At 45.0% G+C, this 21,857-nt stretch carries 16 protein-coding genes; 6 read left to right on the top strand and 10 right to left on the bottom strand.

Features of this window, described 5'->3' with window-relative positions; all coding sequences use genetic code 11:
• Nucleotides 1–23: 23 nt before the first annotated feature.
• From ubiE to QK890_RS06685, 3 genes are all read right to left on the bottom strand, one after another.
• Entirely contained in the window at nucleotides 24–761 is a 738-nt protein-coding gene (gene ubiE / locus QK890_RS06695; RefSeq protein WP_005775644.1) for a bifunctional demethylmenaquinone methyltransferase/2-methoxy-6-polyprenyl-1,4-benzoquinol methylase UbiE, read from the bottom strand.
• A gap of 122 nt (nucleotides 762–883) precedes the next feature.
• Complete coding sequence (locus tag QK890_RS06690; RefSeq protein WP_005775645.1) at nucleotides 884–1,825, bottom strand: phosphoribosylaminoimidazolesuccinocarboxamide synthase; 942 nt, start codon at nucleotides 1,823–1,825, stop codon at nucleotides 884–886.
• Between the two features lie 19 nt (nucleotides 1,826–1,844).
• Complete coding sequence (locus tag QK890_RS06685; RefSeq protein ID WP_005810185.1) at nucleotides 1,845–2,858, bottom strand: PhoH family protein; 1,014 nt, start codon at nucleotides 2,856–2,858, stop codon at nucleotides 1,845–1,847.
• A gap of 163 nt (nucleotides 2,859–3,021) precedes the next feature.
• Between QK890_RS06685 and QK890_RS06680 the strand changes: the two genes are divergently transcribed.
• Entirely contained in the window at nucleotides 3,022–3,702 is a 681-nt protein-coding gene (locus tag QK890_RS06680; RefSeq protein ID WP_044300028.1) for a DUF5715 family protein, read from the top strand.
• Nucleotides 3,703–3,777: 75 nt separating this feature from the next.
• On the opposite strand, the gene QK890_RS06675 is transcribed toward QK890_RS06680, so the two are convergent.
• The gene (locus tag QK890_RS06675) at nucleotides 3,778–5,415 is read right to left on the bottom strand and encodes a flotillin family protein (protein WP_234190939.1); all 1,638 of its coding nucleotides are present in this window, start codon (nucleotides 5,413–5,415) and stop codon (nucleotides 3,778–3,780) included.
• 23 nt (nucleotides 5,416–5,438) lie between these two features.
• On the bottom strand, nucleotides 5,439–5,936 hold the full coding sequence (locus QK890_RS06670; protein WP_005775649.1) for a hypothetical protein: 498 nt from the start codon (nucleotides 5,934–5,936) through the stop codon (nucleotides 5,439–5,441).
• 153 nt (nucleotides 5,937–6,089) lie between these two features.
• Between QK890_RS06670 and glaB the strand changes: the two genes are divergently transcribed.
• From glaB to QK890_RS06645, 5 genes are all read left to right on the top strand, one after another.
• Complete coding sequence (gene glaB / locus QK890_RS06665; protein ID WP_250726346.1) at nucleotides 6,090–7,877, top strand: alpha-1,3-galactosidase; 1,788 nt, start codon at nucleotides 6,090–6,092, stop codon at nucleotides 7,875–7,877.
• A 31-nt stretch (nucleotides 7,878–7,908) separates the two neighbouring features.
• Nucleotides 7,909–9,063 carry a DUF4468 domain-containing protein gene (locus QK890_RS06660; RefSeq protein ID WP_250726347.1) on the top strand — a complete coding sequence of 385 codons (1,155 nt, stop codon included), beginning with the start codon at nucleotides 7,909–7,911 and terminating at the stop codon, nucleotides 9,061–9,063.
• Nucleotides 9,064–9,143: 80 nt separating this feature from the next.
• Nucleotides 9,144–9,902 (top strand): tRNA pseudouridine(38-40) synthase TruA, encoded by a 759-nt coding sequence (truA, locus tag QK890_RS06655; protein ID WP_250726348.1) that lies wholly within the window; start codon nucleotides 9,144–9,146, stop codon nucleotides 9,900–9,902.
• A gap of 23 nt (nucleotides 9,903–9,925) precedes the next feature.
• The gene (locus QK890_RS06650; RefSeq protein WP_005775654.1) at nucleotides 9,926–10,825 is read left to right on the top strand and encodes a DMT family transporter; all 900 of its coding nucleotides are present in this window, start codon (nucleotides 9,926–9,928) and stop codon (nucleotides 10,823–10,825) included.
• 27 nt (nucleotides 10,826–10,852) lie between these two features.
• On the top strand, nucleotides 10,853–11,506 hold the full coding sequence (locus QK890_RS06645; RefSeq protein ID WP_005775655.1) for a DUF3256 family protein: 654 nt from the start codon (nucleotides 10,853–10,855) through the stop codon (nucleotides 11,504–11,506).
• Here QK890_RS06645 and QK890_RS06640 read toward each other — a convergent pair.
• The 5 genes from QK890_RS06640 to QK890_RS06620 form a co-directional block, all read right to left on the bottom strand.
• A complete protein-coding gene (locus QK890_RS06640) occupies nucleotides 11,487–12,572 on the bottom strand; it encodes a phosphotransferase enzyme family protein (RefSeq protein ID WP_005810171.1) in 1,086 nt (361 codons plus the stop codon). The genes QK890_RS06645 and QK890_RS06640 overlap by 20 nt on opposite strands.
• Nucleotides 12,573–12,593: 21 nt before the next feature.
• The gene (locus tag QK890_RS06635) at nucleotides 12,594–15,893 is read right to left on the bottom strand and encodes a glycoside hydrolase family 2 TIM barrel-domain containing protein (protein WP_234212105.1); all 3,300 of its coding nucleotides are present in this window, start codon (nucleotides 15,891–15,893) and stop codon (nucleotides 12,594–12,596) included.
• Between the two features lie 61 nt (nucleotides 15,894–15,954).
• A complete protein-coding gene (locus QK890_RS06630; protein WP_032531179.1) occupies nucleotides 15,955–16,845 on the bottom strand; it encodes a YitT family protein in 891 nt (296 codons plus the stop codon).
• A 111-nt stretch (nucleotides 16,846–16,956) separates the two neighbouring features.
• Nucleotides 16,957–18,351, bottom strand: coding sequence for a Gfo/Idh/MocA family protein (locus QK890_RS06625; RefSeq protein WP_005775661.1), 1,395 nt, complete (start codon nucleotides 18,349–18,351; stop codon nucleotides 16,957–16,959).
• Nucleotides 18,352–19,453: 1,102 nt separating this feature from the next.
• Nucleotides 19,454–21,721, bottom strand: a complete 2,268-nt coding sequence (locus QK890_RS06620; RefSeq protein ID WP_367627265.1) for a glycoside hydrolase family 95-like protein — start codon at nucleotides 21,719–21,721, stop codon at nucleotides 19,454–19,456.
• Between the last annotated feature and the right edge of the window lie 136 nt (nucleotides 21,722–21,857).

Below are 21,857 nucleotides of genomic sequence, written 5' to 3'. Positions count from 1 at the left end.
GGGGGAGGATGTTAAATTAATATTTATTTCGTAGCCGTATAAAGTGTACAGATGCCGAATGTCAGCCGTCGGAATTGTACCTGGCTGAAGCCAACCTGCGAGATAACGTTTTTCATAACCTCTCCTTGGGGAAATGCTTTGATTGTTTGAGGCAGGTAGCTGTAAGCACTGTTGTCTTTCGATAATAGTTTGCCGAGGGTTGGAATGACTATTTTTGAGTAAATGGAAAATAATTGTTTCATCGGAAATCGATCCGGAGTTGTCAGCTCAAGGATTACCAGATGCCCGCCCGGTTTGAGGACACGGCACATTTCGGAAAGCCCTTTATCCAAATCTTCAAAGTTGCGGATACCAAAAGCGACAGTGATAGCGTCAAAACGGTTGTCGGCAAACGAGAGGGAGGTACAGTCTTCCTTTGCAAAAGATATCTTTTCGGAAAGACCTTCCTTTTTCACTTTTTCACGTCCCACATTCATCATTCCTTCAGAAATGTCTGTTCCGATCAGCTGGTCGGGTTGCAGTTCGCGGCATGCCAGAATGGCAAAGTCACCGGTACCGGTTGCCACATCCATTATCTGTTGCGGGCGGAAAGGTTTGAGCCAATTGATTGCCTTTCGTCGCCAACTCCGGTCAATCCCTAATGAAAGGGTATGATTCAGTTGGTCGTATGCAGGGGCAATGTTGTCGAACATCTGTTCTACCTGTTCGCTCTTTTTCCCGTCATTGCTATAAGGTTTGATTTGTTCTTGTGGGTAGTTCATTTTTCATTCAGAGTTTTATTCACCACAGGGTTTACAAAAGTGGACGGTTTTGGGTTTCAAAACCATGTTTGTGTACTCTGTATACCCTGTGGTGAATCTTATTCGTTTCTGATTCGGGCTTCTTATTTTAGAAATGCCATTACGTTCTTCTCGATACGTTCAGCGATGTTGCTGGTATCTTCTTTAACGAATTTCTCACCAGTGATGTTTTCGAATAATTCAATATAACGCTCGCTGATACTTTCTACGATGGCAGGAGTCATTTCAGGAACTTTCTGTCCTTCTTTACCCTGGAATCCGTTTTCCATTAACCACTCACGCACAAATTCTTTGGAGAGTTGCTTTTGGGCTTCACCTTTTTCGAAACGTTCCTGGTAACCGTCGGCATAGAAGTAACGGCTTGAGTCCGGAGTGTGGATTTCGTCCATCAGGTAGATGGTACCGTTGTGTTTACCAAATTCATATTTGGTGTCTACCAAAATCAAACCGCGTTCTGCTGCAATTTCAGTTCCACGTTTGAACAGGGCCAATGTATATTTTTCAAGTGTAGCATATTCTTCCGGAGTAGCCAGTCCCTGGGCCAGAATCTCTTCTTTGGAGATGTCTTCATCGTGCAGTCCCATTTCTGCTTTTGTGGTTGGAGTCACGATGGGTTCGGGGAACTTCTGGTTTTCTTTCATGCCTTCAGGAAGTTTTACACCACAGATTTCGCGTACACCGCTTTTGTAGGCACGCCATGCGCTTCCGCAAAGATAACCGCGCACGATCATTTCTACCGGGAAACCTTCACAAAGCACTCCTACTGTAACCATTGGATCCGGAGTTGCGACTTTCCAGTTCGGACAGATGTCTGTTGTTGCATCCAGAAATTTAGCTGCAATCTGATTCAGCATTTGTCCTTTATAAGGGATGCCTTCGGGTAATACTACATCAAAGGCCGAGATACGGTCGGTAGCTACCATTACGAGTTGTTCGCCATTGATGTTGTACACATCACGTACTTTTCCGTGGTACACGCTTTTCTGTCCCGGAAAGTTGAAATCTGTTTTTGTTAATGCTTTCATACTTCTATATAATTATGAATTACAAATTACCAACGTTTTGCCGTTCTTTGCTTATGGTGAGCCGCTCGCCGTTTAACTTTTCCCGTTCGATTTTCTTTTCTTTGTCGAACTTTTCGTAAGCGTCTACAATCCGTTCTACCAGCTTATGGCGCACTATGTCTTTTTTATTCAGTTCAACAAAACTGATTCCTTTGACTCCTTTTAGAATGCGCAATGCCTGCACCAACCCCGATGTTTGTGAAGCCGGAAGGTCTATCTGGGTCATATCTCCGGTGATGATCATCTTGGTATTCATTCCCATACGGGTGAGGAACATTTTAATTTGCTGCGTGGTAGTATTCTGAGCCTCGTCCAGGATTACGACTGCATCATTTAGCGTACGTCCGCGCATAAAGGCTAATGGGGCAATCTGGATGATGTTCAGTTCCATGTATTCCTTTAGTTTGGCAGCTGGAATCATGTCCTGCAAAGCATCATAAAGAGGTTGCAGATACGGGTCTATTTTATCTTTCATATCTCCGGGCAGAAAACCTAACTTTTCACCGGCTTCTACCGCAGGGCGGCTGAGGATAATCTTCTTTATTTCTTTGTTTTTCAGTGCACGAACCGCTAAGGCTATGGCCGTATAGGTCTTGCCCGAACCTGCAGGTCCGATGGCAAATACCATATCGTTCTTGGCAAATCCTTCTACCAGCTTCAATTGATTTTCGCTGCGTGGAATAATGGGTTTTCCCGTGACACTGAATACAATCACATTGCCTGCTTTTTCGGCTTGCGGCGCATTCCCTTTTATAATGTCGATAATGACTTCTTCTTTCAGTGAATTGTATTCGGCGCAATATTTTTCAAGCTTGGTGATGTTTTCTTCGAAAGCGCACATTTCTTCCTCGTCGCCCAGTACTTTAATGACATTGCCTCGGGCAACAATGCGCAGCTTTGGATACAAAGCTTTTATTAATTGTATGTTAGCGTTGTTTACGCCATAAAAGATAACTGGATCGATATCCTCAAGAACTATCAGCTTTTCTATCATTGAATCAATTTAAAGGTTCACGCATACGCTGTGAAATGGACTGCAAATTTAATGAATCGTTCTCATACTTTGCCGATTCTTGCCGAATTAATTTGCGATGCTCTTTCCTGAGAAAGACAATTCCAGTATATTTGTGCCCTCGGAACTTATAAAAAGGCTAATTATGGATTTATCCAACTACAGGTATCTATTTACTATTTCTGTATTTTTATGTTTTACCCCGGCTTTTCTGGCAGGTTGCAAAAAGAAAGATATGTCTCTTAAACTTAACGAACCGCGTAACATCAGGGGAGTGGTAAGTTATAAACGTTCATTCGGGGATTTGAATGATGTGCAGCTAAAAGCGGCCCATACTTGGGGAATTACTCCGTTAGCCTCGCGTGAAGAAGCGGAAAATATGGATGGAAAACTGGTTCACATTACTGATAATGAATTTTATGCAGTGGATTCACTTACTCATTCCATTCCTTATTTAGTACCGCGTGCCAGTGCATTACTCGATACGATTGGAGCGAATTTTTTAGATTCATTGACTGCCAAAGGACTCAATCCGAATAAGATTATTGTTACATCTGTGCTTCGGACAGAGAATGATGTAAAACGTTTGCGTCGCCGGAATGGCAATGCGTCAAAAAACTCATGTCATTTCTACGGAACAACATTCGATGTAAGCTGGAAGCGGTTTAAGAAAGTAGAAGATGAGGAGGGACGTCCTCTTCAGGATGTAAGTGCCGATACCTTAAAGTTAGTGTTGGCTGAAGTGTTGCGTGATGTTCGCAAGGCTGATAAATGTTATATAAAGTATGAACTGAAACAAGGATGTTTTCATATAACAACGAGATAAACGGTAAACTATAAACGATGAACAAAGACTCGCAGAAGTAGCGCAGCCTGTTCATCGTTTATCGTTCATTGTTGTTTACTGTTTTTTATCTTCTTTTTCCTCCTTCTTGTCTTTTTCTTCCGGGTGAATAATGTTTTTAACCGTTTCTCCGATAGGCAGTTTGTCCAATACTCCTAAACTTGGCGCGACAGTTTTTACCAATGTGTTCAAGAAATTACTTGTGCCTCCATTACCTCCGTCGAATACAGTGATATTGCCTAAGTTCATATGTTCGAAGGCTTTTACCTGTTCGCCTGCTATTTCTTTCCACTGATCTACCATCTTGTATTGAATAGCAATAGCCGGATTTGATTCGGCAGCTTTCACCATGGCTTCGAAACCTTCTGCTTCTGCCAGTAACGAGCGTTTTTTACCTTCTGCTTCTGCTTCGAGTTTCAGTTGAATCGCTTTTGCCTCTGCCTCTGCCTGTGCCAGTGTTGCTTTGGCACGGGCTTCTGCTTCACGGGTGATTTTTTCGGCTACGGCTTCTGCTTGCAGAATAGCTTCTTGGCGGGCAACTTCTGCCGGTACTATTTTTTCTGCTTTCAGAGATGATTCTACTTTTCGTGCTTTTGCCTCTTCCACTTCTTTTTGAGCGATTTCTTTAGCTGTCTGTACGGCTGCTTCCGATTTGGCTGCAGCTTCACCGGCTTGTTTGTCGGCATTGGCTTGGGTTACGGCCAGTTCGGAGTTAGACAACGCGATTTCTTTTTGTGCTTCGTTTCGTCCGATGGCAGCTTTCTTTTGTGCTTCAGCTTGTTTGATCTCCATGTCGGAGTTCAACTCTGCAATGCAGCTTTCCTTTTCGGTATTGGCCTGCTCTATCCGGATATTCTTTTCTGCTTCTGCTTTAGCCACTTGCGATTCTTTTTCCGCATTGGCGATAGCTACCTGGGAGATACGGTCTTTATCGGCATTGGCTACGGAGATTTCTTGCAGCTTTTTGGTTTCCGCAATGGCGATATCTTGATCTTTACGAGTCTCCGCCACTTTGGTTTCACGTTCTTTAATCTGGTTGGCAATCTTGATAGCACCCAGTTTTTCCTGTTCTTCAATATTGGCTTGTGCCTCGTTTTGAGCTTTACTTTCCGCTTCTTTTCCTAAATTGACGATATAATTGGCAGCATCGCGAATATCGCTGATGTTAATATTCATCAGGTACAAACCGAATTTGCGGAGTTCTGTATCAATGTTATCTTTTACTTTAGAGAGGAATTTATCACGGTCGGAGTTCAACTCCTCAATTGTCATGTCGGCAATAACCAGACGCATCTGTCCGTAAACCACATCTGTTATCAGATTTTGTTTATCGTCCATGGTCAGCCCCAGCATACGTTCGGCAGCATTTTGCATGACTTCGGGATCCGTACTGATAGCTACTGTAATGGTAGTCGGTACATCCACACGAATATTTTGGGCGGAAAGTGCTCCTGTCAGTTTACAGTCTATCTGCATCGGTTTCATCGACAGGAATTCATATCCCTGTACGATAGGCCATACGAAAGCGGCACCACCGTGATATAGTTTTGCAGACTTTTTGTCTCCGCCTGTCTTACCATATACTACTAATACTTCGTCACTTTTACATTTCCGGTAGCGTGAAAGGATACCGATAAATGTAATTAAGATTACCGCCACGAGTATGGCAGCCATAATCATCATTTCTTGGGTCATAGTTCTCTTTTTTGAGTTTTTAATTATTGGATATATAAAGTTCCGTCCTTGTAGGAGGTGATCGTTGCTTTATCTCCGGTTTGATAGGGTTTACCTGATTCCGTGATAACATCAATTTCTCTCATGGCACCATCCCGGCTGACTTGTACGGTATACTTTTTTTCGTTCTGTTTGAAGTAAATGGTACATTCTCTTCCTACTAATTGTTCTGTTCTCTCCGAGTGATTGGTCTGTTGCAGCTGGTAGGCTTTCTTATATAAAAACCAGACGGCAAATACAAATATCAGTCCGATGACAAATCCAGTCAGGTAAGTCTGTATTTCGGTGTTGTGCTGCAGATACATATACCAGCCGAATCCGATACCGAAGTGGGTCAATCCTTTAAAGGAAACCACACTGCTGATATCAGTGTCGATGTCCGTATCTGCGTCGAAATCACCAAAAAAAACGGATAGGATGAATTGTACTGCAAAAATGCCTGTCGTGACAATAGCAATGGTTAGGAAAATATTACTACTCATGGCAATAGGTGTTTAATGGATCATTTTATAGATATAGTCCCCAAATATACATCTTTGGTTTTTATATGCAAAGGTAAACTAACAAAAAAATGGAAGAATCGGAAAATGAATGTATATTTGTACCCTAATTATTAAACAGAAATTGAAAAAACTATGAAGACAATCCTACTCTTTACTCTGAGTCTGCTGCTCTCTTTATCCGTGTCGGATGTTTGTGCACAAGAACGTGTTTACGACATTTCCCAGTTTGGCTTGAAAGCCAATAGTAAGAAAAACGCATCACCTGTTGTGCGTAAGGCCATAGCTAAGATTAAAGCTGAATGCCGTAATGGTGAAGAAGTGGTACTTCGTTTTCCTGCCGGACGCTACAATTTCCATGAAAACGGTTCGGATGTACGCGAATATTATATATCCAATCACGATCAGGACAATCCCAAAAAGGTGGGCATTGCCTTGGAAGATATGAAGAACCTGACTATTGACGGACAAGGTTCCGAGTTTGTATTTTATGGAAGGATGATTCCGGTTTCTTTGCTCCGTTCGGAGAATTGTGTACTGAAGAACTTCAGTATTGATTTTGAACAGCCTCATATTGCTCAGGTGCAAGTGATAGAGAATGATCCGGAAAAAGGAATCACTTTTGAACCTGCATCGTGGGTGGATTATCGTATAAGTAAGGATTCTGTATTTGAAGGACTGGGTGAAGGCTGGACAATGCGATACTCTTGGGGAATTGCTTTCGATGGTAAAACAAAACATGTCGTATACAACACCAGTGATATCGGTTGTCCTACCAAAGGAGCTTTCGAAGTGGCTCCCCGCCGTATCTGTTCTCCGAAATGGAAAGATGCGCGTCTGGTGCTTGGCACGGTAGTGGCCATGCGTGGATGGGGACGTCCTACTCCCGGTATTTTCATGTCACATGACATTAATACTTCTTTGCTTAATGTTAAAGTGCATTATGCCGAAGGCATGGGACTTTTGGCACAGCTTTGCGAAGATATTACACTCGATGGTTTCGGGGTTTGTCTGAAAGGCGATAATGATCCTCGTTATTTCACAACGCAGGCAGATGCCACTCACTTCTCCGGATGTAAGGGAAAGATTATTTCGAAGAATGGCCTGTACGAAGGAATGATGGATGACGCCATTAATGTACACGGAACTTATCTGAAAGTAATCAAGCGGGTAGATGATCATACGTTGATAGGACGCTATATGCACGATCAGTCCTGGGGTTTCGAATGGGGATGTCCGGGGGATGATGTTCAGTTTGTACGTTCTGAAACAATGGAGTTGATTGGTAATCAAAACCAGATTACTGCAATTCGTCCTTATGATAAAAATGAAATATCAGGAGCCCGTGAGTTCAGCATTACTTTTAAAGACCCTGTTGATCCGACTATCAATGAAAAAAGTGGTTTTGGGATTGAAAACCTGACATGGACTCCTGAAGTGCTGTTTGCCGGCAATACGATTCGCAATAACCGTGCTCGCGGTACACTGTTCAGCACTCCTAAAAAAACAGTGGTAGAAGACAATCTGTTTGATCATACCTCCGGTACGGCTATTTTATTGTGTGGCGATTGCAATGGCTGGTTTGAGACAGGTGCTTGTCGTGATGTTACCATTCGCCGCAATCGTTTTATCAATGCGCTTACCAACATGTTCCAGTTTACCAATGCAATTATCTCTATTTATCCTGAAATACCTAATTTGAAAGATCAACAGAAGTATTTTCATGGTGGTAAAGACGGAGGTATTGTGGTTGAGGACAATGAATTCGATACATTTGACGCACCGATTCTTTATGCAAAGTCAGTAGACGGGTTGATATTCCGCAACAATGTGATAAAAACCAATACAGAATTTAAGCCTTTCCACTGGAATAAAAACCGTTTCTTGCTTGAACGGGTAACAAACGTGAAGATTTCAGAGTAAAGTCGGGACTCTGTAAAATACTTATAAACGTATGAAGAGAATTTTATTATCCCTTTTAATCTGTTTCCCTATACTTCTTTGGGCGCAGGAAGACAATAGTAAATATTTGGCTGGTGCAGTGCCGGTTGTTAATGGAAAGATCATCTTTACAAAACATATTCAGGCTCCCGGGTTATCAAAACAACAAGTTTATGATGTATTGTTGAAGTGGGCCGAGAAACGTTTTGCACCTTCAAAAGGACAAAAGGGCAGAGTTGCCTATTTTGATAAGGAAAGAGGGCAGATCGCATGTCTGGGTGAAGAATATCTTCAACTATCTGCAACCAACAGTTTCTTTTTGGATCGTGCTACCATCAAATATCGATTGGTGATGAACTGTCTGGATGGATCTTGCAAGATGGAGATGTACAACATTTCTTATTTTCATGGTGACAATAAAGAAATGGAGGCCGAAGACTGGATAACAGATGAGGCGGGACTGAATAAAGCCAAAACAAAAGTGGTTGCCAAGTATGGAAAACTCCGTATCAAAACAATCGATCTGTTTGATGACCTGACAGAAAAGGCAGCGAAGGCGTTGGGAGGAACGGAAGCGTTGGTTCCTCTCATAGCCAAAGAACCTAAAGTTGTTCCGGGAGAGTTTAGCCGGGAAATTCCGGGGACTGCTGCGGACGGTTCCATGGCAGGCTACAGACGCATCTCTGCGGATAAGATCCCGGGCAATATCATTAAGATGCTTTCTGAGGACTGGATGCTGATTACAGCCGGTACGGAAGAAAAATATAACATGATGACGGCAAGTTGGGGCGGATTGGGATATCTTTATAATAAACCGGTTTCGTTTTGTTTCATTTATCCTACGCGTTATACTTATCAGTTGATGGAAAAGAATGACACATATACTATCAGCTTTTATACGGAAGCTTATCGGGATGCTCTGAAATATTGTGGAAGCCATAGTGGAGGTGATACTGATAAGGTGAAAGGCGCCGGACTGACTCCTCTCACTACTCCTTCGGGCAGTAAAGCTTTCTCGGAAGCATGGATGATTATAGAATGCAAAAAAATGCTCTCCCAGCCGATTGCTTCCGGTGCTTTTGATAGTCCGGAATTGAAAGGAGAATGGAAGGATAAACCTTTGCACAAGATGTATATCGGTGAGATAATCAATGTGTGGATCAAGTAAAGCAATTAATTATTGATAAGTATCAATCCCTACTTATCAATTAAAGCAGTATCTTTGCACGCAAAAACCAAGTGAACGGAATGAGCGTGCAAAGATATTTTATTTATTTGGCCTATGATGGCACCCATTATCATGGATGGCAGATTCAGCCTAACGGTATCAGTATACAGGAATGCCTGATGAAGGCACTTGCCACTTTTTTACGGAGAGATACGGAAGTGATTGGGGCGGGACGGACAGATGCCGGGGTACATGCTTCGCTGATGGTTGCTCACTTCGATTACGAAGGAGAGGTGCTGGATACGGATAAGGTAACCGAGAAGTTGAATCGTCTTTTACCTCAGGATATTTCAGTCTATAAAGTTTGCCGGGTAAGGCCGGACGCACATGCGCGGTTTGATGCGACAGCCCGTACTTATAAATATTATATCACTACCGTAAAGTATCCTTTTAATCGCCAGTATCGTTACCGGATACACAATCCGCTCGACTTTCAGAAGATGAACGAGGCCGCTCTGACCTTGTTTCATTATACGGATTTTACCAGTTTCAGTAAATTGCATACGGATGTAAAGACCAACATCTGCAAGATTATGCATGCCGAATGGACACAGGAGGATGAATATACCTGGGTGTTTACCATTCAGGCCGACCGTTTCCTGCGCAACATGGTACGTGCCATCGTCGGTACTTTATTGGAAGTAGGCAGAGGTAAGTTGTCGGTAGATGACTTCCGTAGAATAATCGAGCAACAAGACCGTTGTAAAGCCGGAACCTCTGCTCCCGGCAATGCGCTTTTCCTGGTGAATGTAGAATATCCTCAAGATATATTTGAATGAGTTCTTTTTAAATAAACTCTGTTATGTGGTTACTCCTTGCTTTTCTTTCAGCGACCTTGCTGGGCTTTTATGATGTGTTTAAAAAGAAGTCGTTAAAGGACAATGCGGTTCTGCCTGTCTTGTTTCTCAATACGCTCTTTTCCAGTCTTATATTCCTGCCTTTCATCTTGTTGTCGGCATTTGTCCCCGGAGTGCTGGAGGGTACTATGTTCGATGTACCGGTCGTCGGGTGGGAAGTACACAAATTTATCATTATCAAGTCTTTTATCGTACTTTCTTCGTGGATACTCGGCTATTTCGGGATGAAACACCTGCCTATTACGATTGTAGGTCCCATTAATGCAACCCGCCCTGTAATGGTGCTTGTGGGAGCCATGCTGGTTTTTGGCGAGCGTCTGAATCTCTATCAGTGGATCGGTGTGTTGCTGGCTGTAGTTTCTTTCTTTATGCTAAGCCGTTCGGGGAAGAAAGAAGGGATTGACTTTAAACATAACAAGTGGATTCTTTTTATTGTGTTGGCAGCCGTAGCAGGTGCGGTAAGCGGATTGTATGATAAGTATCTGATGAAGCAGTTGCCCCCGATGGTGGTACAGTCGTGGTATAATGTCTATCAGGTGTTCATCATGTGTCCTATCCTTGCCTTGCTCTGGTGGCCCAAACGTAAGTCGTCCACACCCTTCCGCTGGGACTGGGCCATCATCTTTATTTCCATTTTCCTCTGCGCTGCGGACTTTGTTTACTTCTATGCATTGAGTTACGAAGATTCGATGATTTCGATTGTCTCGATGGTTCGGAGAGGAAGCGTCATCGTATCTTTCCTTTTCGGTGCTATGATGTTCCGTGAAAAGAATTTAAAAAGCAAGGCGATTGACCTTATTCTGGTGTTAATCGGAATGATATTCCTATATTTGGGAACTAAATAAGAACGTAAAGAAACAAGATTATCAGATATGAAAAATTCTACTCTTACCCTCCTGGTATTTATTCTGGGTATTTTTTCTTCCTTTGCTGTCAAAGCGCAGGAGGCCAAAACGGTGTTCGTGAATATACCTGACTCACTGTGTCCGTTGCTGACATCGGTGAACCGTGCAGATTGTATCGATTTCATCGAAAGTAAGATGAAGGCCCAGGTGACCAACCGTTTCGGGGGTAAGTCGGAAATGACGGAATTAAGTCCCGATTATATATCTCTTAAAATGTCTGATGCGAGCAGTTGGCAGATGAAACTGTTACCGCTGAACGATAGTGTAAAAGTGGTCTGTGCTGTTTCTACAGTTTGTGCTCCGGCATGCGACAGTCATATCCGCTTCTATACCACCGATTGGAAAGAACTTCCTGCCGATGGGTTTCTGCCTTCAGAACCTCATATAGATAATTTCTTTACTTCTTCCGACTCTACTGATTACGATTTTATCGATGCCCGTCTGCAAGCCGATATGACTTTGATGAAGGCGGAGCTTTCTAAAGAGGATGAGACGTTGACTTTTACTCTGACTACTCCGGAGTATATGGAAAAAGAAACGGCGGAAAAACTGAAACCGTTTCTCCGCCGTTCAATTGTTTACACCTGGAAAGGTGGGAAGTTTATCCCAGACACTCTTTGATGTATGCCTCCATTTCGGGAGTATGTTCTTCTACGCTTTGCAATAGCTTGAATTGTGCTTTTGTACGAACCAGATTATGTTCGGGATACTTAATCTTGTAATAAGTGTCTCCGTTGATGTAGTCTGCCAGGAAGCGTACACATTGCATATAAGGGAAGAGAGCTGCTGCATAAGGCAGATTCTCAATCTCGATCGGAGTGAGGAATGAACCGGCTCCTTCCAGATATCCCTTGGTGAATGCTTTGAATATCTCCATGTTGAAGTTGACATTATCCAGGTTTTTATCGTCTTCGTCTCCGGTATTGGCTCCTGTACGCAGGAAATCACCGTAGTCAGAGAAGATAAAGCTTGGCATTACTGTATCGAGGTCGATTACACAAAGCACTTTGCCATCTTCGTCGAACATCATATTGTTCACTTTCGTATCGCAGTGGCATACGCGTTTCGGCAGTTTGCCTTCACGATACAGGCGTTCGGCCTTGCACATTTCGTCTGCACGTTTCTCTATTTCGTCCAGATAATACTGTACTTCAGTTACTCGTCCGGCTGCATTGGCTGCTACAGCTTCACGAAGTTGCTTCAGGCGGAATTCCATGTTATGGAAATCGGGGATAGTCTCACCCAGTGTTGTCGGGATGTCAGCCAGCATTGCCTGGAAGTTACCGAAAGCAGCTCCGGCATAATATGAATATTCCGGGTTTACTGTTTCATAAGTTTTGGCACGGGGGATGAATACCATCACACGCCAGTAGCTGTCACCGTCGAACCAGTATGTTTTGCCTTCTTCTGTCGGGAGGAAAGTCAGTACCTTGCGGTCAATATCTGTTTCTCCGGCTTCCGTCAGTTTTTTGCGGATGTGTCCGGTTACAGCAGCGATGTTGTCCTGAAGCATTTCCACATTCTGGAAAATGGCGTGGTTGATACGTTGCAACACATAGTCGGGAGCATCTGTTTCGGTAGTGTTTACCTTATAAGTGTCGTTAATCAGTCCGGCGCCGAGTGGTTTGATTTCGCTTACAGTGCCTTGTACTTTGAATTTAGATACGATGTTCAGTAAATCTTTCATGGTTTCTATTTTTAAGTTAGTTTATCTTGGTACGATTGTAAATCCCCATTTGTATTCCTGGTTTGCCGGAATGTTGTAGCCCGGTTCGGGACGTGCACCCCAGCTGTTATATCCGGCCACACCCTGCTGCTTCATATCCACACATACCTCAACGAAGTTTCTCGGTGAGATATCGTTGATATGTGTCTTTCTCGGCAACTGATCTTTGGCTTTGCTTTCATCGTGAACCAGTTCACCGGCATCACGGTTCAGCCATTGATACGGACGTGATACGGTTTCTTCTCCGTCAAAATCCTCTACCGAATTGCGCAGTGCATTGAAGCCGATTGTTTTGTCTGCATAGATCGTCAGTCCCTTACCGCCTTTTTTATTCAGGGTCAGCCAACGGGTGTCGGTATGATGGCCGTTTTCCTGCGGACGTACGTATGGGAAGTACATATTGTCGGCGGTTGTTTTATAGAGGTCGATCAGAGTACCGGCATTACGGTCCACATAGTTTTCCTCCGGTCCGCGTCCGAAGTATTCTACCTGGTTCATTTCTGCAGGCAGACGGAAGCGTACACCGATACGGGGTACTTCCAGTTTAGAAGCAGCCTTGCGCGCCGCATCGCTTCCCGGAGTGAAAGTAGCCATCAGCGTTGCCTCGGAGGCTTCGGTCTTGGCAGCTTCCATATCGGTAGAAGTGAAAGTGAAATCAGCCTTTACTACACCCGAAGGATGGATGCGGTATGTAACAATGTAAAGGTTACCGGCAGCCAGCAGATAGTTGGCGGTCAATACGGCATCTTTGCCGTCCATTACTATGCTGGCGTCTACTACATTGAAGTTTTTGCTCGATTGTTTCCATACTTGCAGGCGTTTGGGGTTACCGTTGCCATAGTCGTTATCGTTCGGTGCACGCCAGAAGTTAGGCTGAAGTCCGAAACCATCTTTAAAGTATTCGGTTCCGCCTACTTTATATGAAGAAACCAAGCCGGTTTTCTTATCAAATACGAAGCTTACCTTTGAAGAGGAAGCACTCAGTTCGTTGCCTTCTGCCGATACTTTCAGAGTTGGACCACCGGTAGCGAAAGTACGTTCACCCGGTTCAACCGGCAGGCGGAATTGTTCGTATGCAATTTCGTGTCCAACCGGAATCAAGGGCTCCGGTTCAGTCGTAGTTACGTTGAAGTATATGAAGTATTCGGTTCCGGGTTTCGATTTCAGTCCGCTTACCGGAATAGTAATTTCTTTACTTCCCTGTGGCTCTACATTGACTGACATTTTACCACCTTTCACCGTTTTTCCGTTTGCTTTAATGGTATACGAGATCATATACTTCTGCAGGTTTGTGAAGTAGAAACGATTCTTAACCAGGAATTTTCCATTGGCCGGATCCACCGGTTCGAAAGCTACGTTCTGATGGACATACTTCACTTCAGCCATTGCCGGATGCGGTGTACGGTCCGGACTAACGATACCATTGCAGCAGAAGTTACCGTCGTTCGGCGTATTTACACCATAGTCACCACCGTATGTCCAGAAGTGACGTCCGTTCTCGTCTACTGCGTCAATGCCCTGGTCCACCCAGTCCCAGATGTATCCACCCTGCAAGTTCGGATATTTATAGATTGCTTTCCATTGATCCCAGAGGTTACCGTTCGAGTTACCCATTGCGTGTGAATATTCGGAAGGGGCTATCGGACGGTCGCTGCCGCGTTTACCCATAGCTTCGAGCCACTGTGCTCCCGGATATTGCGGAACGTACATATCGGAGTTCCATTCCCACTGGGCGCGTTCGTAGTTTACCGGGCGGTCCATGATGTTTTTATCGGCATCCTTCAACCAAAGGTAGGTCTGATAGAAGTTGTAACCGTTACCGGCTTCATTACCCAGTGACCAGAAAGTCAGACTCGGATAGTTCTTGTTACGTTCGAACATGTTGATCGTGCGGTCCATATGTGCTTTCAGCCATTCGGGGTTGTTTCCTAACGTACCGCCTTTTTTCAGGTCGTAGTACATACCGTGGCTTTCGATGTTTGCTTCATCATATACATAAAGTCCGTATTCGTCGCATAACTCATAGAAGCGGCGGTCCTGCGGATAATGGCATAGGCGGACCGTATTCAGGTTATGTTGTTTCATCAATTCGAAATCTTTGCGCATCAGCTCTTCGGTCATATAGTGACCGGTAGCCGGATTGTGTTCGTGGATGTTTACTCCCTTCAGTTTCAGCGGCTGGCCATTGATAAAGAGGCATACATAAGGCTTTCCGTTACCCGCCAGTTGCTCGATCGGTTTGATTTCGATACGGCGGAAACCCACGTTAAACGGAATGATTTCGTTCACTTTACCGTTTTCTTTCACGGTCATCACCAGCTTGTAAAGATTAGGAGCTTCCGAAGTCCAGGTTTTGACTCCCGGGAGTGTCTGGACGAAAGATACTGTGCGGGTTTCTCCGGCAGCTACATCAGCAGTTTTTTCTCCGGTGGCTACTACGTTACCTTTGGCATCGAGCAATTCGTATACCAGAGCCATGTTGCTGGTAGCCGAACCGTTATTTCTCAGGTCTGCACCCAGTTTGAAGATACCGTCTTTGTATGTATCGTCCAGGGTCGATGTCACGCGGAAGTCTTTCAACGCGGCTTTAGGTTGTGAATAGAGGAAAACATCACGTTCGATGCCGCTGATACGCCAGAAGTCCTGGCATTCCAGATAAGACCCGGTACTCCAACGGTAAATCTTTAAAGTAAGTACATTTTTGCCGGGTTTCACGAATTTGTTGATCAGGAACTCCGCAGAGTTTTTGGAATCTTCGCTATAACCCACTTCCTGCCCGTTGATGTACACGTATACACCCGATTTGGCACCGGCCAGGTGAAGATAAATATCACGTCCGTCCCAATCGGCGGGGATATCGATGTCGCGACGGTACACACCTACCGGATTGGCCTCCGGTAGAGTCGGAGGTTGTGGGTTACGGGGCTGGAATTCATAACCGTGATTGGTATAGATAGCCACGCCATGGCCCTGTACTTCCCAGTTGCCCGGTACTTTTATATCTGTCCAGTCGGCTGTGCTCACCGAAGGGTCGGTGATGTTGGCCGGCAGATTCTTGTATGAATCTACAAAGTAGAACTTCCAGGTTCCGTTCAGAAGTTGATAATATTTGCTTTTTTCGAACTTTCCGGTCAAGGCGTTTGCACGGTTTTCGTAGGTCATAAATGAAGAACGGGGGTATTCTTTATTTACGGCTACTACCTGTACGTCTTGCCAGTAAGGCTTCTTCGGTTCATTGCCGGCCGAAGCAAAAGCGGAGGCCATCAGGAGGCCACCCAGCATAAGGCTATTTAAGGTATCAGATAGTCTTAATTTCATGTTTCGAGGGTATTAGAATGATAATTTATTTAACTTTTATATGATCAAAGCCTTCTCCGTATACACCGATCACTGCGCTTTGCGAAACAAAAGCAGTCGGATCACAGTCTTTTATCAACCGGAAGATAATGGTTGATTCCCGTTTCTTGGCCAGGACGAACATCATCTTCTGCTCTTTGCCGGTATAGAACCCGGTTGCATTGATGACGGTTACTCCCCGGTGTGGATATTCGTTGATGCGTTTGCCTATTTCTTCGTACTTGTTGGAGATAATGAAGAATTGTACGGATTGTCGTGCACTGTTCACCACCTGGTCCAGCACAAAGCTGCAAACATAAAGAGTCACATATCCGTAAACTACCTTTTCCCAGTCTTTCAATACAAAGTAGCTGGAGGAGATGATGATCAGGTCACAGATCAGCATGACTCTTCCCAGAGTGATGTCGCGGTATTTGTTGATAACAGCCGCAATGATATCTGTTCCTCCGGTACTTCCGTTGGCCGAGAAAGCAATACCGATGCCACTTCCGCAAAAAGAGGCACCCAACACACAAGCCATGAACGGCTGGTCGTGTAGTAAGGTTACGTTCGCCGTTAATTTTTGGATGATAGACAGGAAGAAGGTTAAAGTGAATACACCGAATATGGTTTTGAGACTGAATCGAAATCCCAGCACTTTGAGGGATACCATCAGCAATACAGCATTGATGGCGAAGTAAGTGTATTGAACCGGAAATCCGGTAGCGAAATAAACAATAGAGGCAATGCCCGGCACTCCACCGGTGGTGATGTCGTTAGGAAGCAGGAAGAGAGTCCAACCGATGCCGTAAAGGATCATTCCCAAGGCAATCATTAAGTAGTCTTTCGTTTCTCTGATTACTCCCTGTTTAGAGGGCTTTGATATTTTCATCTTCATGGATGGGTTGTGTAGTCTTATAATCGGACACGGATTTCATGAACCGGCCGGCATTGCGTAGCGAACTACTTGCCGGAGGACTCGTGAAACCCGTGTCAAAAAGAGGTTTTATTATTTTGCGAAAGCGTGTCTGTAACCTTTCACCTTGTTCCATGCTCCACGAGTGAAGTCAGGGATAGCTACCGGTGCAGAGCTGTTTTCGATAGAAAGCTTGGTCAGGTCGGCCATGCAGCACCATTCTGCAAGGTCATAAACGTCCATATCCAAAGGAAGACCGTTGCGCAGACAGTAAACCAGACGGTAATCCATGATGTAGTCCATACCACCGTGTCCACCTACTTTTTTAGCTGTTTCTTCCAGTTCTTTGTGGATCGGGTGTTTGTATTTATCCATCAGGGCTTTTTTAACGTCAGCGGGTACAGAGCCGTGTGCGTTCAGCTTTTCGTGGTTAGGTACGTCGTTTGAAGCGATCTGAGTCGGACGCATGCAGTATTCTTCGATAGGATATTTGCTTGCATAACCGTCGGCACCTACTACCTGATACATACGGCTGTAAGGACGCGGAGTCATTACGTTGTGCTGAATCAGGATCGTTTTACCTTTTTCCGTACGGATCAGTGTAGAAGTCTGGTCACCGTTCTGGAAATCTTTTACTTCTTTGCCGGTTGTTTTTTTGATGTATGCCGGACCGTTGACAGCCTTTGTATCCATAGATACGAGGTAGTTCATTTTGTCACCACGGTGAATGTCGAGCAGCTGGCAAGCCGGGCCCATACCGTGAGTGGCATATACATCGCCACGATGATTCTGATTGTAATCCATACGCCAGTTGTTCCAGTAGTATGGCCAGAAGTCTTCGAGGTTGTGGATGTAAGCACCTTCTGTGTGAAGCACTTCACCGAATACGCCTTGCTGAGCCATGTTCAGTGTAGTCAGTTCGAAGAAGTCATATACACAGTTTTCAAGCTGCATACAGTGTTTACGAGTTTTTTCAGAGGTATTGATCAGCGCCCAGATTTCGTCCATGGTCATTGCCGAAGGAACTTCGATGGCAACGTGCTTGCCGTGTTCCATGGCGTAGATAGCCATCTGTGCGTGATGTTTCCAGTCAGTTGCGATGTAAACGAGGTCGATATCGTTACGTTCGCAAAGTTTTTTCCAGGCATCTTCGCTACCGGAGTAAGAAGCTGCTTCAGGCAGGCTTGCCTTGGTCAGGATTTTCTGTGCACCGGCTACGCGTTCGGGGATAAGGTCGCAAAGGGCTACGATCTGTGTTCCGGGGATGTGAGTGAAGCGTTCTACTGCACCCGGTCCACGCATACCCAAGCCAATGAATCCGACACGTACCACGTCGAGTTTAGGAGCAGTCAGTCCGACTACGTCTTTTTGTCCGGCGGGACGTACAGGCACTGGAGTCTCGATAGGCTTGATGGTTTGTGCTACTGCACCCGAGGTGCAAGCAAACAATGCAAGTCCGATAAACAGGGCATTTAGATGTTTAAACATGTTTGATAAGATTTGATTAGTTAATAAAATTGTTGTTAATAATAGTGTTTCATTTCTCGTGCAAAGATAAGAATACTTTTCACAACTCTTATCTTTTATACGATTAAAACGTTCTCTGTTACATCTTTAATTCATAGATATTCCGGTTATTATTATAACAGGATAAATCCTGTCAGCCTGCAGAGACGGTCACTTCCGTTGTTGAATGGAAGATACCATCTCTGCAGCAGGCTGGTTTTGCTTTCTGCAAAATCCTGGTAATGTCATCTTTTACAAGTTGTTTGAACCCGGTAGTGCAATGTTTTTCCGGGGTATATAATGCAGCGTGTAGTGTGTTGTGGGTTGCAACTCTTTTATTCATTCTTCTGTTTCTTTGTTATGAGATTCTTTTCTTTCGTTTGGTCGCTCGAGCAATAATTTACTTTTTGATATACGCTATAAATACACATCATTGGGGAGTGACCCTCTGTGTTATAGCTTAATTTTATAATATTTTAATAAATGATAAACCTTAAAGCCGCTTTTTACTTTTGAAAGCAGAATGTTCTGAATAGTATGATTCTGATAGTATATCCTGTTTTTTGTTGACTTGCAATCGGTGTGAAATAGTTGAACCGGAGAGCAGAACTGCATATAAAATGAATATGAACCGCAAAAGTATGCGTAGATGGCGTGGATTCTTCTATATATATGCATTGAGGCTTTTAAACTAAGGCTCCGTTTCTAATAAAGAAAGGCGGCATTGGTTTCAAACCAAGGCTCCGTTTCATCAAAACCGAGGTGGCATTGGGGAGGAAGAGAGCAATCGTTATCCTGATTCGGCTTTCTTTTTATTTTTTAGCCCGGTGCAGGCTACCGCCGTTAGAGTGTCAGAATGTTCCTGTTCGGGGGCATAGCAAGAAATAATGTAATGTTTGGACCAGAAAGGATAGTGCCCTGATCCGAAATCAGCCGAAAGGGTGATAACCTGAAAAAATGTAATCGCCGGAGAGGGTGATATTATTCATCGGAAAGAAGACTACCCGGATATAGCGCAGGCTACACCGGGTAGAAAATACAAAATGATAATAAATATACATTGCTGCCTTCTTGTCAGAATGTATCAGGGCTTCAACTCAATCCATTCGTCTGCCTGAGTATCTATGTTGAGAATATCCGGACCGGACAACGTATAGTTTTTATCCGGTTTCAGTGTGCCGGGGCGGGCTATTTTCAACATGCCGCCTTTCTCCGAATAGATACGTACACGGGTGATTTCTCCGCCTTCCATCTGTGCATAGACAAGGAATGCACCCATTGCACGCAGTCCTTCGAACGATACATCTTTCCACTCTTCGGGCAGTGCGGGGAAGATGCGTATCGTGCCCGTATGGCTTTGCAACAGCATCTCCTGGATGCCCGATGCGAAAGCAAAGTTACCCTCGAGCGTGAAGGGGCGGTAAGTGAAACGGGATTTGCCGCTTTTGGTCTGGTCACCGTTGGCGTGGAAGGTGTTTTTCAGGCAGAAACATTCAGCAAAGGTTCTCAGGGCCTGTGCCGCACCTTTGCCGTCGAATGCCCGGGCTTTCATATTGGCAAGCCAACTGTACGAATAGCCTGTCCAGTAGTCCGGCCCCACTTCGTCGAGCCGCTTCAGGGTGGCCCGTATGATGTGTTGTGACTTTTCTCCGTCGCTCCAGTCTATCAGTCCCATCGGGTGAATGGCCATGGCATGGGAGAAGTGGCGGTGCGATTCATTGTAAGGATATCCTTTGGCAAAGGTGAGGCAACCTTCTTCATCCACATCGTAGTCCGGCAATTGGGCTTCTAAAGCTGCCCAGTGGGACGACTCGTCTGTCAGATTCAGTTCGTGAGCCAGTTCGGCGGCTGCTTTAAAGAGGAAGTGCATCATTGCCAGGTCGTAGTTGGTCATGTCGCTGAACCATGCTTGCAGGGAGTTGTCGAATACTTCGGGACTTGAACTGAATTCCAGTTTGCGTACTCCTTCGGGGGTGACTTCGGAGACTTGTTCCAGGTAGATTGCCACATCTTTAAGGAAGGGGTAAGCACGTTCTTTGAGGAAGGTGCGGTCTGCCGAATATTTCCAGTGCAGATAGAAGTGCTGTGCCAGCCAGGCAGCCACTGTCTGCGACATGGAGTACTGTATCCATCCCCCCATCGGTTCTCCTGTCAGGGTGCAGACGCCCGGTATGTTCATACCTTCGGTTCCGAAATACTGGCGGGTGTAGCGCTTGTATGTATCCCGCTGGTTCCATAAGGTGTTCAGGTATCCCATGCCTTCCGTCAGGTGATTGCCCGTATAGGCGGGCCAATAGCTCAGCTGTGTGTTGAGGTCGTGGTGATAGTCCCCTTTCCAGGGAGGGAGTTTTCCGTTGTCGGCTGTCCATACGGCTTGCAGGGAGATGGGATAGGAGTGTTCGCGGGTGGTAGAGGCGAATTTATACATTTCGTTCTGGTATTGTTTTTGCAAAATGGAGTCGGGCAGAGTAACGGATGATTGTGCCCAGTACTTGTCCCAATATTCCAGATGTGCCTGATAATCCTGTTTTAATCCACGTTGCAGGGCGGCTTCTGCTTTTTCGGCTGCTTTTTCGCCGGATAGGGAAGAGGTGACGCTCCAAGTACCGTACAGGGTTTCTCCTTCCTGTTTCCAACACACTACTACGTCATACCAGAAGTCTCCGTAGCCTTTCTGGTGATAGGTGATCCGGTTGCCTTCGCGGACTGTCTCTCCTTGCTGGTAGCCCAGTCGGTGGAGATCCTGTCCCGAAACCGGATCGAGGCTGCCGTCCGGTTTCGTTTTATTGTATACGGGGGTAAGGATAGACGGCTCTATCGGAGTTTTCAGGTTACGGAATACAAACCATCCGACCGGTTCGGTGGCATGAACAAAAGTCTGCATCTGTGTTCCGTCTGCCCAGTTCGCTTCGCACAGAGCATTATTCAGATAAAGTCGTACTTGGGTGGGAGCGCCTATCTTTTCCAATGGAAACTCGATTGCGGCTCCGGGGATTTTGGATGGGGCAGGGTTCATGTCATAAGGCCAGTCCAGTTTTTTCTGTACGGGCAGATAGTCTTTTGTGCGGATGTGCTCTTTTACCCAGGAGAAGCGGAAGTTATCTCCCGACAGGCTGTCTACCGGGCGCAAGTCCCATAGATCGGTCCGGTCCAGTGACAGGCGCAGGGAGGAGTCGCGTTGCCATACCAGTGCGCCGACGGTGGCGTTGCCCAGAGGCATCGCTTCGTCCCACGATCGGGCAAGTCCGGTGAATACAAGGTCACTCTCCGAAGGAGTGACCGGGCAGTAGTCGTACGAGCTGCAACTGCCCCACAGACCACAACAAAGTAGCAATAGTAGTTTGATTTTCATAATATTAAAAAAGAATGGTTTACGATGATTTACTTTCAGACTTGTGCTATTATAATGAATACAAAGAGAATAGCAGTCACCATAGGGAGGCTGCTATTCTTTTAATAAATTTTAGTCTATGCTCCGGCTATGCGGC

The sequence above is a fragment of the Bacteroides sp. NGMCC 1.200775 genome (assembly GCF_040798045.1).
In the GTDB taxonomy this organism is placed as follows: domain Bacteria; phylum Bacteroidota; class Bacteroidia; order Bacteroidales; family Bacteroidaceae; genus Bacteroides; species Bacteroides hominis.
This window is presented reverse-complemented; position numbering and strand designations above follow the sequence as displayed.